14 protein-coding genes are annotated in these 15,620 nt (G+C 63.2%); 13 read left to right on the top strand and 1 reads right to left on the bottom strand.

Annotation, left to right across the window (positions count from 1 at the left end; genetic code table 11):
* The first annotated feature begins 57 nt into the window (after positions 1-57).
* The 11 genes from AC3XYG_RS30490 (at position 58) to fahA (ending at position 12,530) form a co-directional block, all read left to right on the top strand.
* Positions 58-903, top strand: a complete 846-nt coding sequence (locus AC3XYG_RS30490; RefSeq protein WP_489143638.1) for an enoyl-CoA hydratase/isomerase family protein — start codon at positions 58-60, stop codon at positions 901-903.
* Entirely contained in the window at positions 900-2,021 is a 1,122-nt protein-coding gene (locus AC3XYG_RS30485; protein ID WP_489143637.1) for an alpha/beta hydrolase, read from the top strand. The genes AC3XYG_RS30490 and AC3XYG_RS30485 overlap by 4 nt, the downstream gene beginning before the upstream one ends.
* 70 nt (positions 2,022-2,091) lie before the next feature.
* Positions 2,092-2,658, top strand: a complete 567-nt coding sequence (locus AC3XYG_RS30480) for a carboxymuconolactone decarboxylase family protein (protein WP_489143636.1) — start codon at positions 2,092-2,094, stop codon at positions 2,656-2,658.
* Positions 2,651-3,856 carry a patatin-like phospholipase family protein gene (locus AC3XYG_RS30475; RefSeq protein WP_489143635.1) on the top strand — a complete coding sequence of 402 codons (1,206 nt, stop codon included), beginning with the start codon at positions 2,651-2,653 and terminating at the stop codon, positions 3,854-3,856. Before AC3XYG_RS30480 ends, AC3XYG_RS30475 begins: the two co-directional genes overlap by 8 nt.
* 2 nt (positions 3,857-3,858) lie before the next feature.
* Complete coding sequence (locus AC3XYG_RS30470; protein WP_489143634.1) at positions 3,859-4,641, top strand: 3-hydroxybutyrate dehydrogenase; 783 nt, start codon at positions 3,859-3,861, stop codon at positions 4,639-4,641.
* A gap of 742 nt (positions 4,642-5,383) precedes the next feature.
* On the top strand, positions 5,384-7,759 hold the full coding sequence (locus tag AC3XYG_RS30465; RefSeq protein WP_489143633.1) for a xanthine dehydrogenase family protein molybdopterin-binding subunit: 2,376 nt from the start codon (positions 5,384-5,386) through the stop codon (positions 7,757-7,759).
* On the top strand, positions 7,756-8,610 hold the full coding sequence (locus AC3XYG_RS30460) for an FAD binding domain-containing protein (RefSeq protein ID WP_489143632.1): 855 nt from the start codon (positions 7,756-7,758) through the stop codon (positions 8,608-8,610). The genes AC3XYG_RS30465 and AC3XYG_RS30460 overlap by 4 nt, the downstream gene beginning before the upstream one ends.
* Positions 8,611-8,617: 7 nt before the next feature.
* A complete protein-coding gene (locus AC3XYG_RS30455; RefSeq protein ID WP_489143631.1) occupies positions 8,618-9,085 on the top strand; it encodes a (2Fe-2S)-binding protein in 468 nt (155 codons plus the stop codon).
* Positions 9,082-9,873 (top strand): cyclase family protein, encoded by a 792-nt coding sequence (locus AC3XYG_RS30450; protein WP_489143630.1) that lies wholly within the window; start codon positions 9,082-9,084, stop codon positions 9,871-9,873. Before AC3XYG_RS30455 ends, AC3XYG_RS30450 begins: the two co-directional genes overlap by 4 nt.
* A gap of 49 nt (positions 9,874-9,922) precedes the next feature.
* On the top strand, positions 9,923-11,209 hold the full coding sequence (locus AC3XYG_RS30445) for an MFS transporter (RefSeq protein ID WP_489143629.1): 1,287 nt from the start codon (positions 9,923-9,925) through the stop codon (positions 11,207-11,209).
* Between the two features lie 13 nt (positions 11,210-11,222).
* A complete protein-coding gene (gene fahA, locus AC3XYG_RS30440; RefSeq protein ID WP_489143628.1) occupies positions 11,223-12,530 on the top strand; it encodes a fumarylacetoacetase in 1,308 nt (435 codons plus the stop codon).
* Positions 12,531-12,579: 49 nt separating this feature from the next.
* Here fahA and AC3XYG_RS30435 read toward each other — a convergent pair whose 3' ends face one another.
* Positions 12,580-13,212: a TetR/AcrR family transcriptional regulator gene (locus AC3XYG_RS30435; protein ID WP_489143627.1), complete on the bottom strand. Its 633-nt coding sequence runs from the start codon at positions 13,210-13,212 to the stop codon at positions 12,580-12,582.
* Between the two features lie 605 nt (positions 13,213-13,817).
* On the opposite strand from AC3XYG_RS30435, the gene AC3XYG_RS30430 reads away from it, so the two are divergent.
* Both AC3XYG_RS30430 and AC3XYG_RS30425 read left to right on the top strand, forming a co-directional pair.
* Positions 13,818-14,510 carry an Lrp/AsnC family transcriptional regulator gene (locus AC3XYG_RS30430; RefSeq protein WP_489143626.1) on the top strand — a complete coding sequence of 231 codons (693 nt, stop codon included), beginning with the start codon at positions 13,818-13,820 and terminating at the stop codon, positions 14,508-14,510.
* A partial coding sequence (locus AC3XYG_RS30425) for a saccharopine dehydrogenase family protein (protein WP_489143625.1) occupies positions 14,507-15,620 on the top strand: 1,114 nt, incomplete at its 3' end. The genes AC3XYG_RS30430 and AC3XYG_RS30425, both read left to right, overlap by 4 nt.

Genomic DNA, 15,620 nt, shown 5'->3' with positions numbered 1-15,620 from the left:
TCCAGCCTGCGATGAACACCACCGGTGCAAGCCGCGAAGACAGATCGGGACATCCACATGGCCATCGACACCTTCAAGCCCACCCAGTTCACGCTGACCCAGACGTCGCCCTTTCTCTGGCGGGTCGCCTTCAACAACCCGCCGGTCAACGTCATTGGGCCGGCAATGATTTCCGACCTGAAGCAGCTGCTGACGGAGCTCGAGAGCAACACGACCGTCAATGTGGTCGTGTTCGAGAGCGCCGATCCGGACTTCTTCCTCGCCCATTACGACCTTGCGGCCGACCCGGCGGAAGCCGAAGCCCTTCCAAGTCCCACCGGCTTCGCCGCGTGGGTGGACGTGTTGGTCCGCCTCTCGCACGTGCCGGCTGTCACAATCTCCGCCATCCGCGGGATTGCGCGCGGGGCGGGAAGTGAATTTATCCTCTCGACCGATCTCAGGTTCGCGAGCCTGGAGAGGGCAATCGTCGGCCAGATGGAAGTCGGCTTCTCAGCCCTTCCGGGTGGTGGCGCGGCCGGCAGGCTGCCAGCTCTGGTCGGCCGCGGCCGCGCATTCGAGATCCTGATCGGTGGCGAGGACTACTCAGCCGCCCTGGCAGAAAAGTACGGCTATGTGAACCGGGCGATCCCCGATGCCGATTTCGAGGCGTTCGTCATGGCCTACGCCACGCGCGTGTCGAAATGGGACCGCCGCGTGATCGCCGAGATCAAGCAGTACATCAACAAATACACGCGCCTGCCGGACAGCGAATATCCGCCGCAGTCGGACGCCTTCTGGGGCGCCGCGGCGCGACCGGAATTCCAGTCCTTCACCGCGCAGCTTTTCGAGCGCGGCCTCCAGACCCGCAGCGACATCGAATACAATCTCGGGCGCGAGATCGGGAATATCTTCCCTAAGCCGTGACCGCCCAGCGTCGGCTGCGGCCGCCGTTCGCCAAGCGCCGGCCCGGTCGACGCCACGTCTTCCCCAGGGTCACAACCGGTTCGCAGGGTCAAACCGCCATGGTTTTCCGACGTTATCTTGCCGCGCTTGTCCTGGCGCTCGGTGCTGCGACCGCAACGGCAGGCGAGGCGCATCCGTCGCGGCCCCGGACGACGATCCGCCACGACGTGTCCGACGCGGCTCTGGTCAGGTCGCTCCCCGGATTCAAAAGCGATTTCGCGACAGTCAACGGCATCCGTCTGCACTATGTGGCAGGAGGGAAGGGAGCTCCGATCTTGCTCCTTCCCGGCTGGCCGGAGACGTGGTGGGCCTACCACAAGGTCATGCCCGCATTGGCCAAGACGCATCGCGTGCTGTCGATCGATTTCCGCGGCATGGGAAGCTCCGACAAGCCGTCAGGGGGCTATGACAAGAAGACTATGGCAAGCGACATAGCTGAGCTGGCGCACCAGCTCGGCTATGACAAAGTCGACGTCGTCGGACACGATATCGGGGCGATGGTGGCCTTCAGCCTCGCCGCCAATCATCCGGACCTCGTCGACAAATTGGTGATGCTCGATGTGGCGCATCCTTCGGAAGGCTACCTGAACCTGCGCCTGCTACCAGAGCTCGGCACCTTCGGCGACCGGGTCGACGATGACCACCCTTACCTCTGGTGGTTCGCCTTCCATCAGGTCAAGGGACTTCCGGAAGACCTGCTGGAGGGAAGGGCCGGCTTGGAGCAGGCGTGGTTCTTCCACTACATGTCCAAGGACGACTCTGCCATCGATGCCCGTGACCGAGCAGTCTATGCGGCCGCCTACTCGACCCGTGACGGGACCCGCGCTGGCAACGGCTGGTACCAGGCCTTTCCCCAAGATATCGCCGACGATGCGACATACGGCCCGCTCAAGATGCCGGTGCTCGGCCTTGGCGGACCAGGCTTCGGTCGGCTGAAGGCGTCGCTGGACGCCAAGGCGCCTGGTTCCGAGACCTTGCGGGTGGTTGGCAGCGGCCATTTCATCGCTGAAGAGAAGCCGGCGGAGTTGCTCGGCTATCTCGGCAGATTCCTGGATGGTCCAGGCGCGGGACAGCCCTGAACCTCGCTTTCTGACATCCCCTGGCGCCCCCGGGGCGGCCACCCGTTCGTCGTCTCAAAAGGAATTTCCCATGCGTCTGCCGCTTATCCCCCCGTCCGAGCTTTCGGCCGAGCAGAGGCCGCTTTACGACGATATGCGCGAAGGCATTGCCAGCAATTTCAACGCCTTCAAGGTGGAGCGCGAGGACGGCGCGCTGATGGGCCCGTGGAATCCATGGCTGCATGAGCCGGCGATCGGCAAGGCAATCTGGAATCTCACCTTGGCCATGACGGCCAACGCTGTCCTGACCGACAATGTCCGCCAGATCGCGATCCTGGTGGTCGGCGCACGCTATGACGCCGCCTACGAAATGTATGCGCACATCGCCGTGGCCGAGCGCGAAGGCATGTCCGCAAGCCGTCTCGCGACCATCGTCGCCGACGTCAAGCCCGTCGACTTCACTCCCGAGGAAAGTGTGGCCTACGACGTGGCCTTCAAACTCAGCCGCGGCGGGACGCTGCCCGAACCGCTCTATAGCCTCGCCGTGAAGACCTTTGGCCAAGACGGCGCCAATGAATTGATCTACCTGGTCGGCCTTTACGCCCTCGTCTCCACCACGTTGAACGGGTTCAACGTGCCCGTACCCGAACGTGAATAGTCGCGCCGCGCCGGCGACCGCACCGAAAGAGAAAGCCAAGCCCACAGCAAGCGCCTTCCAGAGCGTGGCGCTCCTTCTGCAGGGCGGCGGGGCACTCGGCGCCTACCAGGCCGGGGTCTATCAGGCGCTTCGCCAAGCCGGTGTCGAGCCCACCTGGATCGCCGGTATTTCAATCGGCGCGATCAACAGCGCCATCATCGCGGGCAACGCGCCGGAGGAGCGTGTTGCCAAACTCCGACGATTTTGGGAGCGCGTCAGCGATCTGCCGGCGGGTGACCGGTTCGGGTTCTGGGCATCTTTGCTTAGCGGCGACGCCGGCCGCAGCTGGATCAACCAGCTCGCCGCAAGCCAAGCGATGACTCAGGGGGTGCCTGGGTTCTTCGCTCCCCGTATCCCGGCCCCCTATTTGCGGCCGGCCGGCACACAGGGTGCCACCAGCTGGTACAACACCGCCGCTTTGAAGGCTACCCTCGAAGAGCTAGTGGATTTCGACCGTATCAACGCCAAGACCATGCGGTTCAGCGTCGGGGCGGTGAACGTACGCACCGGAAACTTCGCGTATTTCGACAACCACGAAACCACGATCCGCCCCGAGCACATCATGGCCAGCGGCGCCTTGCCGCCCGCGTTCGATGCGGTCGAGATTGATGGTGAGCGCTACTGGGATGGCGGCTTGGTGTCCAACACGCCGCTTGACTGGGTGCTTTCCGCTCACTCCCACCTCAGCACCTTGATCTTCCAGGTCGATCTGTGGAGCGCCCGTGGCTCGCTGCCCCGCGATCTGGCCGAGGTCGCGGTGCGGATGAAGGAGGTTCAATTCTCCAGCCGGACCCGATCCGCCACGGACACCTTTCGCCGATTGCAGGCGCTGCATTCGGCCTTCAACGACCTCCTCGGACAGCTGCCTGCCGACTTGGCAGCCTTGCCGCCGGCGAGACTGCTGGCTGAGGCCATCGATCCCGCGGCCTACAATCTGGTCCAGCTGATCTATCGCTCCGCCTCTTACGAGGGGCAGTCGAAGGACTACGAATTCTCACGCCGCACCATGGACGAGCATTGGCAGGCTGGTCTTCGCGACGCCGCCGCGACACTTGCCCGTCCCGAGGTGCTGACACCACCCGAAGGCGCATATTCCCTCAACGTCTACGACTTCGTCAGCGCCCTGGGCGCCGGCGACATGTCGCTCGAAAAGGATTGACCATGTCGCTCAAGGACAAGACGGCTATCATCACCGGAGCAGCCAGCGGCATCGGCAAGGACATCGCGAAGGCGTTTTTGGCCGAGGGCGCCAAGGTGGCCATCGCCGACCTCAATCGTCAGGCTGCCGAAGCGACCGCACTCGCCTTGGATCCCACGGGCGCCCGCGCGGTTGGGGTGGCGATGGATGTCACGGACGAAGCGCAGGTGGAGGCTGGGATCGCTGCAGTGGCGACCAGGTTCGGTGGGATCGATGTCCTGGTATCTAACGCCGGGATCCAGATCGTTGGACCGCTCGTCACCTATGATTTCGGTGATTGGAAGAAGCTGCTGGCGATCCACCTCGATGGGGCATTCCTCACCACCCGCGCCTGTCTCAAATACATGTACGCGCAGGGCACCGGTGGAAGCATCATCTACATGGGATCGGTGCACTCCAAGGAGGCCTCGGTCCTCAAAGCCCCCTATGTCACGGCCAAGCACGGCCTTGAAGGCTTGACCAAGGTCGTGGCGAAGGAAGGCGCGGCACACGGCGTGCGCGCCAACATCATCTGCCCGGGCTTTGTACGGACGCCCCTGGTGGACAAACAGATCCCCGAACAGGCTCGCGCGCTCGGCATCAGCGAAGAGGACGTGGTCAAAACCGTCATGCTGAAGGACACGGTGGATGGCCAGTTCACCACGGTCGAAGACGTCGCCCAGACCGCGGTCTTCCTGGCGGGCTTCCCCACAAGTGCCCTGACCGGGCAGTCCATCGTCGTCAGCCATGGATGGTTCATGCAGTGAGGGTGGCCGTCGGCTCGGTGTAGCGCTTCGAACCGGCTCAGACCGGCTGTGGCGCCAGATTAAGGCCACCTGCGAGCAACGTCTGGGGTGGGCAATTTGCCGTCACCCTCATAGGGCTCCGAAGCCCACAACCTGAGTTCGGCAGCGATCCGCCGTCGAGGGGCAAAGCGCAGGCTTGACGGATTAAAACAGATGTTTAAAACTGATGTTTAGCAAGGAGCAAATGGGAACTCCCTATGTGATCCAAGTCGTTCATCGGCCGAGTTGGAACTATGCGCACAGAGTCCCTCAACGAGGTCGTGCGAACCGTTGAGTTAGGGGGCACTGCTGCATCGACGCTCGGCGACGATGGCGAAATGCTCGAGGTGGCCAGCGCTCGGGCGACGACCGATCCAGCGCAAGGTCTTCGATCCCGCAGATAGTCGCTGACTTCTCTCAATTCAGCGGTCCACGGCCTTCCGTGGCTTCGTCGCCTTCGAGCCGCAAACCAGCTGGGGACGCTGTCGTCGTTGCCAGGAATTGCCGCAGGAATAAGCGATGGAGATTTTCCCACTAACCGTTGGGCAGTGAAGGGGACGTCGGCGAATGTTTCCTTATGGCGCCAGCTTGAATGGATGTGACGTCTTTGGCCGGGCCAAAGCGCCACCGGGTGCACTCTCAAAAAGTCGTCATACATCGGCGCGGGGCACCATTGCGAACGCCGTTGTCACCGTTTCTTTGTCATCCGACTGAGATCCAACACATGCACTCTCACGCGCCTACGGGATCCGTCGGGACAAGCATTCCGCGCCTTGATGGCACCAGCTTTGTCGAGGGTCGCGCCGCCTATTCGGCAGATCTGATTCCGATCGGCGCCCTCTATGTCAGCCTTGTCCGCAGCCCCCATGCCCGTGCGACGATCACCGCCATCCACAGGGAATTGGCTCTCGCCGCCACCGGCGTCGTCGCAATTGTCGACGGCCGAGAACTTGCTCTGATCACGGACCCGACGCCTTCCCGCTTTGCCAAGGACCGGCTCGCCGGTCCTCTTGACGTCCGCTCCCTTGCGGTGGGCGAGGTCATGTATGTCGGTGAACCCGTGATCGCCGTCGTCGCGACGACCGCGGAAGACGCCCGTTTCGGGGTCAGCCAGTTGTCGGTCGACTACCACGTCAGGCCCGCCATCCTCGATCCACGCGAGGCACTGGAGAACCAATCTATCGTCCATGCCGGATGGACCACCAATGTTGCTGTCCACGACTTGATCAAGGAGGGCAACGTTGAGGCAGCCTTTGCGTCCGCCGATGTCATTGTCGAAGACGAGATCTCATTCGACGGTTCGACGAGCGCGCCGATGGAACCGCGATGCTACGTTGCCGAGTGGGATAGCCGCGCTCAGCATCTGACGCTGACCGGCACCTTCCAAATGCCGCATCCGTCTCGCTGGGCCGTTGCCCAGGCACTGCGGCTGAAGGAAAGCCAGGTCCGGGTGCTCGCCCCAAACATTGGCGGCACCTTCGGTCTCAAAATGGTCGGTCATCCCGAAGAGGTCATCGTGGGTGCGCTGTCCATGATGTTGAAGCGCCCGGTTGCCTTTATTGAGGACCGTGCAGAGTGCTTTCTGGCGCGTGGCCGCGAGCAGCAGCATCACTTCAAAATCGCCGCGACGCGCGAAGGAAAGATTACCGCCTTCGCCAATCGGATTGTGGCCGATGTCGGGGTCATCCAGGCGGTGGGAGGTTGGCAGATGGGCCTCGTCGCTGCTTCCGTGTTTCCGTCGGTCTACGACGTCCCGAACTGCCAGGTCGAATGCAGCCTCGTCACCACCAACAAGGCCCCGTGGCAAGGCGTGCGGGGTTATGGCAAGGAAATCGCCAACCTTGTCATGGAGCGTGCTGTCGATCGGCTTGCCGCGGCGCTCGGCATGGACCCGGTCGAGCTTCGCCGCAAGAATCTCTTGGCCGAATCTGCATTCCCGCATCGGCTTCCGTCCGGGATGCTTCTGGATAGCGGTTCGTACGGGCCCGCACTCAGTGACCTGCAAGCGATGCTATGCGTGTCGGGTTGGCCGATGCGTCGCAGGCCAACAGACGATGACACGCGAGCGGTCGGCGTCGGCATTGCCTTCGAACTCACTCCGGAGGGAGCCTCCTTTCCAGGTTCACTGCCGAGCGGCTTCGAGACCTCGACCGTTCGGCTCGACCCATCCGGTGAGATCGTGGTGCTCGCAAGCGTCACATCCCCGGGAGGCGGCAACGAAACGGGAATTGCGCAGCTTGTGGCTGACGTCTTTGCCGTGCCGCCCAGCCTCGTCAGGGTCTTGCAAGGCGATACCGACATCAGCCCTTTTGGCGCCGGCAATACCAGCAGCCGCAGTCTGATCTTCGGCGGGGCCGCTGCGGTCGAAGCGGCCCGTGATGTGGCCGGCCGCTTGGCAGAATGCGGCGCGACCCTTCTCGAGACCAACGCAGAGGATGTCGGCTTCATCGAAGGCCACCTCGTCAGCCTCAAGGATCGGAGCCGCCGCATTCCATTCAAGACGGCTATCTTTGCGGTCTACACTCAGACGTTCACGATGGCCGACAAGGTCGAGCTGCCGCTGCAGGCGACCAAGAGCTACAAGACCCTCAACGTTCGCCACACGCCCGACCAGCACGGTCGGATCAGCTCTTATCCGTCTTTCCCCTATTCGGTCCATGCCGCAGCCGTCGAGGTCTGCAGCGCAACAGGCATCGTGCGCGTCCTCGACTATGCCGTCGTCCATGACTGCGGCCACGTCGTGAACCCAAGCCTTGTCGAGGGCCAAATCCGCGGTGCGGTGGCGATGGGAATCGGTGCAGCGCTCTGGGAACGCATGGCAAGCGATCCGGCGGGCCACCCGATCGCAGATCGCTTCAAGGCCTACCTCCTCCCGCGCGCGCCGGATCTGCCAAATATCCGCATGGGCCATCGCGTGACGCCAAGTCCTTTCCATCCGCTCGGAATGAAGGGTGCCGGCGACTCCGGGCTGGGCGGCGCCATGGCCGCGACGGCGAATGCCGTCGCCGACGCCATCGGGCAGGAGGCTGCGGCCCGCCTCAGGCACTACCCGTTAACGCCGCCGCGCATCTTGGCGGCGATGACGGGCGGCAGCCTATGATCGCCGCCCCGTTCGCCTTCCTCGCACCGGCCTCGATCGATGAGGCCGTGGAGATGCTTGCGACCCATCCGGGGACGGCCGTGATCGGCGGCGGCACAGCCCTGGTTCCAAACATGAGCCGCGAAGCCGTGAAGCCACCTGCCGTAATGGATATTGGCCGGCTCAGCCTCGGCACCATTCGCCAGGAAGGCGCTTCGATCATCATCGGCGCCAAGGCGACATATGACACCGCCTATGGATCAGTCCTCGTCGAGCGCCACCTTCCCGTCTTGAAGGCAATGGCGGCGGGGATCACGGGCGGCCGCAGCATCACGGACCAAGGCACCCTCGCGGGCTCTGCCTGCTATGCCAATCCGAGCTCGGATGCACCAGGGTGCCTGGCGAACCTCGACGCATCGTTTGTCCTCGCCAGCAAGGCCGGTCGTCGGACGGTGCTGGCGCGGGCGTTTTTCCGCGGCGCCTTCGAAACCGACCGCCAGGCGGACGAGTTGCTGACCGAGATCCGGATCCCCGTTGGTCTGCCCATCGTTGCCGCGGGGTATGAGAAGGCAAAGATTGCCGGCAGCTCGTGGCCGATCGTCACCGCCTCCTGCATCATCCGGGCAGACGAAGCGGGCAAGCGCTTCATCTGCGTGACCATCGGCGCTGCCGGGACGGCTCCGGCGACCCTTGAAGACACCCTGGATGAGATCAGCGCCTCCCGTGCCCGATCGCTAGCGGACCGGGCAGCGGGATTTATCGCGGAAGGCTGGAGCGACGTTCTGGGCGAGGCGGCATATCGCAAGGCCATTGCGCCAGAGGTCGCGCGGCGCGCTGTCATGCAAGCCTTTGGAGGCCTCGATGGCCGCTAGGCAGAGCATGCCGCTGACCCTCTGCCTGAATGGCCGTCGCACGGCGATTGACATCGATCCACGCCGGCTGCTCGTCAACGTTGTGCGCGACGAGCTCGGACAGAAGGCGTCGCGGATCGGTTGCCTGACGGGCGACTGCGGCGCTTGCACCATCGACATCGACGGACGCCTCGCCAAGGCCTGCCTGAGCCTGGCGCTCTCGGCGGAAGGCTGTGCGATTACGACGCTCGAAGGCGATGGCAGCCCCATCATGCGCGCGCTGCAAGTGACCTTCCTGGCCGAAAATGCATTCCAATGCGGCTACTGCACGACGGGGATGTTGATGCCGGCCGCGGACCTCCTGCGCCGCAATCCTCAGCCCAACGAGCCGGAGATCTGCAAGGCCATCAACGGCAACCTTTGCCGCTGCACCGGCTACGAGCCCATCGTCCGCGCCGTCCTGACGGCTGCCGCAAACCTCAAGGAAAGACCGTGACCGAGACCATCCGCATCGCGGGCCGGACATTCCGTGCCATTGACCTCAGTGACATCCTCGACAACAGCAGTTCTTCGTTCGAGCCAGTCCCGCATCAAATCAACTACCTCAAGACGGGGACGTCAGCGGAATTTGTCGAGAAGCAGCGGGGTATCCCAGCAAGCTACTGGCCGGGAGGCTTTGGGTGGGCAAGCGAGAGCGTAACGATCGGCACTCATGCCGGTACGCATGTCGATGCGCCCTCCCATTATGGCCGCCGCCCCGATGGCAAGCCCGCCCGCACGATCGAGCACGTACCGATGAATTGGGTCTGCGGCGATGGCGTCCTGCTCGACTTCACAGGCAAACCGGCCGGGTCCGGCATCACGGCTGAGGATGTCGAAGCAGAGCTTGCCCGCATCGCCTACCAGTTGAAGTCGCTCGACATCGTCCTGATCCGCACTGATGTCTCCAAGCACTTCAAGGCGCCAGGCTACGAGAATCTGCATGCCGGCCTCACCCGTGAGGCGACCGAATATCTCGTCGACCGTGGCGTCAAGCTAATCGGCATCGACGCGTGGGGCCTCGACCGTCCGTTTGCGGTCATGCTCGATGAGCATGCCGAGGGCAAGTCGCAGTTCTGGGAGGCTCATCTCCTCGGGCGCGAGAAAGAATATTGCCAGATAGAAAAGCTCTGCAACCTCGCAGAAATTCCCACGCCAACGGGATTCACCGTACTCGCCCTCCCCGTGAAGCTGGCCGCGGCTAGTGCCGGTTGGTCTCGCGTCATTGCACTCGTCGAGGCCTGAAGTCCGGTCACCCGTACCAACCAGAACAAGATCAAATAGGGGGAATGCCATGATTGTCACCCAGTCGAGGGGCGCGACTTCCGATGCACGGCGTACCGCGATCGCCAGCCTCATTGGGACCTGTATCGAGTGGTATGACTTCTACATCTACGGCACAGCCTCGGCGCTGGTGTTCGGTCAGATTTTCTTTCCGAGCTATGACGCCGTGGTGGGGACCGCTCTGGCATTCGCTACGTTTGCAATTGGGGCGATCATGCGGCCTCTCGGCGGCCTGGTCTGCGGCCATTACGGCGACCGTGTCGGGCGCAAGTCGATGCTGGTCGCGACATTGATGGTCATGGGCGTGGTCACCTTTGCCATCGGCCTGCTGCCGACATACAGCCAGATCGGCGTCGCAGCACCGATTTGCCTGATCGCCCTCAGGATGATCCAAGGGTTCGCGTTTGGTGGCGAATGGGGCGGCGCGGTCCTGATGTCCGTTGAGCATGCACCGCCCAACCGGCGGGGCTTCTATGGCTCCTTCCCGCAGATGGGATCGCCGATCGGCTTGTTCCTGTCGACCGCTGCCTTTGGCGCCTTGGCGCTCATGCCGAAGGAAGATTTCCTCTCCTGGGGGTGGCGCATTCCCTTCCTGCTGAGTGCAATTCTTGTCATCGTGGGTCTCGTTCTGCGCATGCAGCTCTTTGAATCGCCTGAGTTCGTCAAGCTCCTCAACAGCCAGTCGGTCGCCAAGCGACCGGTGTCTGAAGTGTTCTCGCAAGAATTGACGACGATCTTCATCGGAGCGGGTGCCGTGCTGGCAACGACAGTTGCCTTCTATGTCCAAACGCTCTTCGTTGTTTCCTACGCAACACAGACTGTCGGCATGCCGCGACAGACGGTCCTGAACGCGGTGTTGATCGGGTCCGCAGCGGAGTTGGTGATGCTCCCGCTGTTTGCCTTGCTGTCGGACTATATCGGCCGTAAGCCCGTGGCCCTGTTCGGCGCTGCTGTCACGGCCGTCAGTGCCTTCCCATTTTTCGCACTCGTCAAATTGGGGACCTTTGGGGGCGTTACCGCAGCCATCTGCCTGGCGATGGTTGGGATCAGCGCGCTGTTCTCGGTCATTCCGGCGTTCGTCTCGGAGCTCTTCAGCGCCAGGCTGCGTTACAGCGGCATCTCCGCAAGTTACACCATTGCTGCAGGCATCCTCGGCGGTTTTAGCCCAGCCATCGGCTCCGGCCTCTATGCCTGGGCCCAGGACACCTGGCCGGTCGCCCTCTTCCTGGTCACCGTCGGCATCATCAGCCTCATAGCGATCTCGCTCGGCCGACCAAAACCCACCGATGCCATCTAACGGAGGCCCCTCCATGGCAGTCATCGACCATACCCATGACGCGCGGGCAACCTCATGGGTTGAGAGCGCCAATCGCGATCATGATTTCTCCATCCAGAACCTGCCGCTCGGCATCTTCGATATGGGGGATCGCCGCCGGCGTCCTGGCGTGGCTATCGGCGATGTCATCGTCGATCTCGAAGCGCTCCTCCGTGACGGAACACTGTCAGGAGATGCGGCACGGGCCGTCGAGGCGACCGTGCAACAAGGCGCGCTCAACGGGTTGTTCGCGCTGGGGGCCGTCCCACGACGAGTGCTGCGGCTTGCCCTGTTCGACCTGCTGACCAAGGACGGCTTTCGGGGGAGTGTCGAACCACATCTGGTCGATGCCGGCTCAGTGAGGATGCATGTCCCCGCGGCGATCGGAGACTACACCGACTTTTTCGCCGGCATTCACCATGCAACCAATGTCGGCCAGCTGTTTCGGCCCGATAATCCGTTGATGGCCAACTATAAATATGTGCCGATCGGGTACCATGGCCGTGCCTCGTCTATCCGTCCGTCCGGGGCAAAGGTGAGGCGCCCGAACGGCCAGGTGAAGCGACCGGAGGCCGATGAACCGGTGCTGATGCCCTCTCAACGACTCGATTACGAACTGGAGCTCGGCGCATGGGTTGGACCGGGCAACGCAATCGGCGCGCCTATCCCGATCGGTGAAGCAGCAAGCCATTTGGTTGGGTTGAGCCTCCTCAATGACTGGTCAGCGCGCGATATCCAGACCTGGGAGTATCAGCCGCTCGGGCCCTTCCTGGCCAAGAGCTTCTCGACCACAATCTCGCCCTGGGTCATCACGGCCGAGGCGTTGGCACCATTTCGCACGGAGCAAGCCAGGCGGTCCGATGGTGATCCAGCGCCTCTTGCCTACCTGCGCGATGACGCAGACCAGGCACATGGCGCTTACGACATCGAACTGGAGGTCCGGATTCAGACAAAGATCATGGCCGCGAGGGGACTGCCACCGCATCGGCTTGGGCTCTCGAACGCCCGGCACATGTATTGGACGATCGCCCAAATGCTGACCCATCATACCGTCGCCGGCTGCAACCTCCGACCGGGCGACCTCCTGGGCACCGGCACCATTTCAGCACCTGATCCGTCCGGCTACGGCTCTCTGCTCGAGGTATCCCAAGGCGGCAATCAACCGGTCCTACTTCCCTCGGGTGAGTCCCGGCGTTTCCTTGAGGACGGCGACACGATTATTATGCGTGGGCAGTGCAACCGTGCAGGCTATGCACCAATCGGCTTCGGCGATTGCGTCGGCGAGATCACATCGGCGGAATGAGTTTATATCGCCGGGCAGGATGCACAATATTTATACCGACCCCGGCCTTCTAGATGCTAGAGCGGAAGCCGCCGAGCAGGAAAGCGACCAGATGCTCCTCCAGGCGCACCTTATCAGTTGGATCGATCGATCCACTGGAAAGTCGCCCGAGCCGGCTTTCTGGCCCAAGGTCCGTGACCGTCAGGACGATCGATCCGATCATGAAGGAATAGCGCCAATAGACCTCTTCGGCTGTTAAATGCGGGCAGGCAAGTTGCAGAGCCTCGACGAAGCGAGATGCCATCGGGTCAAAGTGCTTCGCGATGACAGTGCGCGTGAGCTCTGATGGCTCGATACGGTGCTGCATGATCAGGCGGCCCAGCAACCTTCCCTTCTCCGACGGGTCGAGATACGGCCTGACAAAAGCGCGGATGATGGCTTCAAGCGCCGGCGTTTCGCCCTTGGCATTTGCTGCACCGATGTGGGCCTCAAGATCCTCAAGACGTTGCAAATTGACCCGCCGTGACAGCCTATCGAAGAGCGCTTCGGCGAGCTTTGTCTTCGAGCCAAAGTAATAACTGACAGCCGCGAGGTTCACATCGGCCATCGTCGTGATCTCACGCAACGAAACGTTAATCCCCTTTTCAGCGAATAACCGTTCCGTTACTTCCAAAATTCGATCCGCCGCGTCTCCGGAGATCACCTCTGTCCGATCGTAACCCATTGTCCCGGTGCGTGCCTTCGCCTGAGTTCATTATCCTTCGGATCTTACCATGGATTGCCTAGAGGTGATCTCCCAAAGCAATTCTGCTGGGTTCCCGCTCGACAAGGCGATGGAACACGGGCGTTGGAAGAGGTACGCCTCGGCCCGGATCTGCCGGCGACACGAGAGCCTGTGGGTCAGGAATTTTACGGGTAGGCTCCTCGCAGACAAATAGGCTGGAGAGGAGGGGGCAATGGCTCGAATCCGGCCACGTCCGCTTCGGGAAGGCGCCTCGGATGGCCGGTTTCGAGCGTCGCTGTCCGGCTGACCTAGCCAGGAAGGGCAGGATCTGGCGGGTTTGGGCGATGTCCGGTCTCGGGGCACCCGCACCGCGGCCGCTTATGGCGCTCTTCAGCCGGGCGTTCAGGCGAATACTCATCCTCCTGCCGCGCACAGCGACGACCACCGACTATAGGTCGACGGCATCCCGAACAGCCACGTCTAACCGATTCCCGCCGGGTCATCGCAATCGCACGCGCTCTGACACCCTTGCGAAGTCTATGCCAGACTCGTCGTTCGACCGGTGGGGCAGTCCACCCTGACGGATGGCCGATGCCGACCGCAAGGCGAGGTCCGATCGCGCCAAGATCAGACTTTGCTTCGCATCGTGTCAGTCGCCGCCACGAGTTGTGGTCTTGCTAAATGGAAAATTAAGTCATATATATTGTTCAGAAGAAAAATTTCTCTCTAGATTTTTTCAAAAAATGAAAGATCTGTGTGTGAGGGAACGCCTTGACCCGACGGACCGGCGGCTGGTCAAGCTGCTGTCCGAAGATGCGCAGCTCGGCGCCGGTGGCCTGGCTGAAAAGATGGGCGTGTCGGCGCCGACGGCCCGCTCGCGCCTGCGAAACCTGGTGGATCAGGGCGTGGTCAAGATCGTCGGGCTGCTGAACCTGTCGGCCCGGCCCGAGCTCATCTCCGCGATCGTCGGCATCAACACGCTGGGGCGGGGCCGCATCCATGAGATCGCACAGCGCATCGCCGATCTGCCCTTCGTCACCTCGGCCTCGGTCGTCACCGGCCGCTTCGACATCATTGCCGAGGTGGTGGTGGCCGACGACGTCGCCGACCTCTACCGGGTGACCAGCGAGCTGATCCCCAAGGTCGGCGAGCCCGGTGAGATCTCGCGCAGCGAGACCTTCGTGGTGATGGCGTCCTGCAACAAATGGGTGGGCCTGCCCAAGGGGTGCTGGTCCGACGAGCCCGAGGCGCAATTGCGCGGATCGGCCATGTCGTGAAAGTCGCCGTGCTCGGCGGGCTGGGCCTCCAGGGGCGGGCGGCGATCGCCGACCTGGCCGCCAGCGCCGGCGTCGCGCAGATCGTCTGTGTCGACACCGCCCCCGGCGGGCTCGACCGGCTCGCCGGCCTGGTCGATCCGGACCGCGTGCGCCTCGTAAGGCCCGAAGGGCCGATGCGTGCGGCCCTGGCGGCGGTGATGCGGGATGTCGACGTCGCCATCGACCTCATGCCGTTGCCGCTGATGCGTGAGGCGGTGATGGCCGCGATCGAGACGCGGACGCCGATCGTCACCACCAACTATGCCAGGTCGATCGCGGATCTGGGCCCGGCCGCGGCGGCCGCAGGCATCGGCGTGATGACCGAATGCGGCCTCGATCCCGGCATCGACCTGGTGCTGTACCAGCGCGCCGCGCGGCAATTCGACACCGTGACGGCGATCGACTCCTACTGCGGCGGCATCCCCGAGCCCAAGGCCCGGACCGGGCCGCTGTCCTACAAGGTCAGCTGGAACTTCGACATGGTGCTGATGAGCCAGAACCGCGCGTCGGTCCTGCTCGACGAGGGCCAACGCGTCGAGATCCCGGCCGCGCAGCAGCACGACAACCGCTTCATCCATGAGATCGAGGTGGCCGGGCTGGGCACGCTTGAAGCGCTGCCGAACGGCGATGCGCTCCATTACGCCGAAATGCTCGATAATACCGGGTCGCTCCGGCGCACCGGCCGCTACACCCTGCGCTGGCCGGGCTGGTCCGCCTTCTGGGCGCCGCTGAAGCAACTCGGCTTCCTCTCGGAGGACCCGGTGCCGGGCCTGGCCGGCGATGTCAGCCCGCGGGAGTTCCTCGGCCGGCTGCTCGGTCCCCAGCTGCAATACGGCGCGGCCGAGAAGGATTTGTGCGTGATGCGCAACGTCTTCCGCGGCGTCCAGGGCGGTCGCGGCAAGACCGTGACCTCGGATCTCGTGATCGAACGCGACCTCGCCACGGGCCTGTTCGGCATGAGCATCGGCGTCGGCGGCCCGGCCAGCATCGTGACGCAGATGCTGGCGCGCGGCGAGATCACGGCGTCGGGGCTGCTCAACCCCCTGACCCATGTGCCGGACGGCCCGTTCC

The sequence above is a fragment of the Inquilinus sp. genome, assembly GCF_057815775.1.
This window is presented reverse-complemented; position numbering and strand designations above follow the sequence as displayed.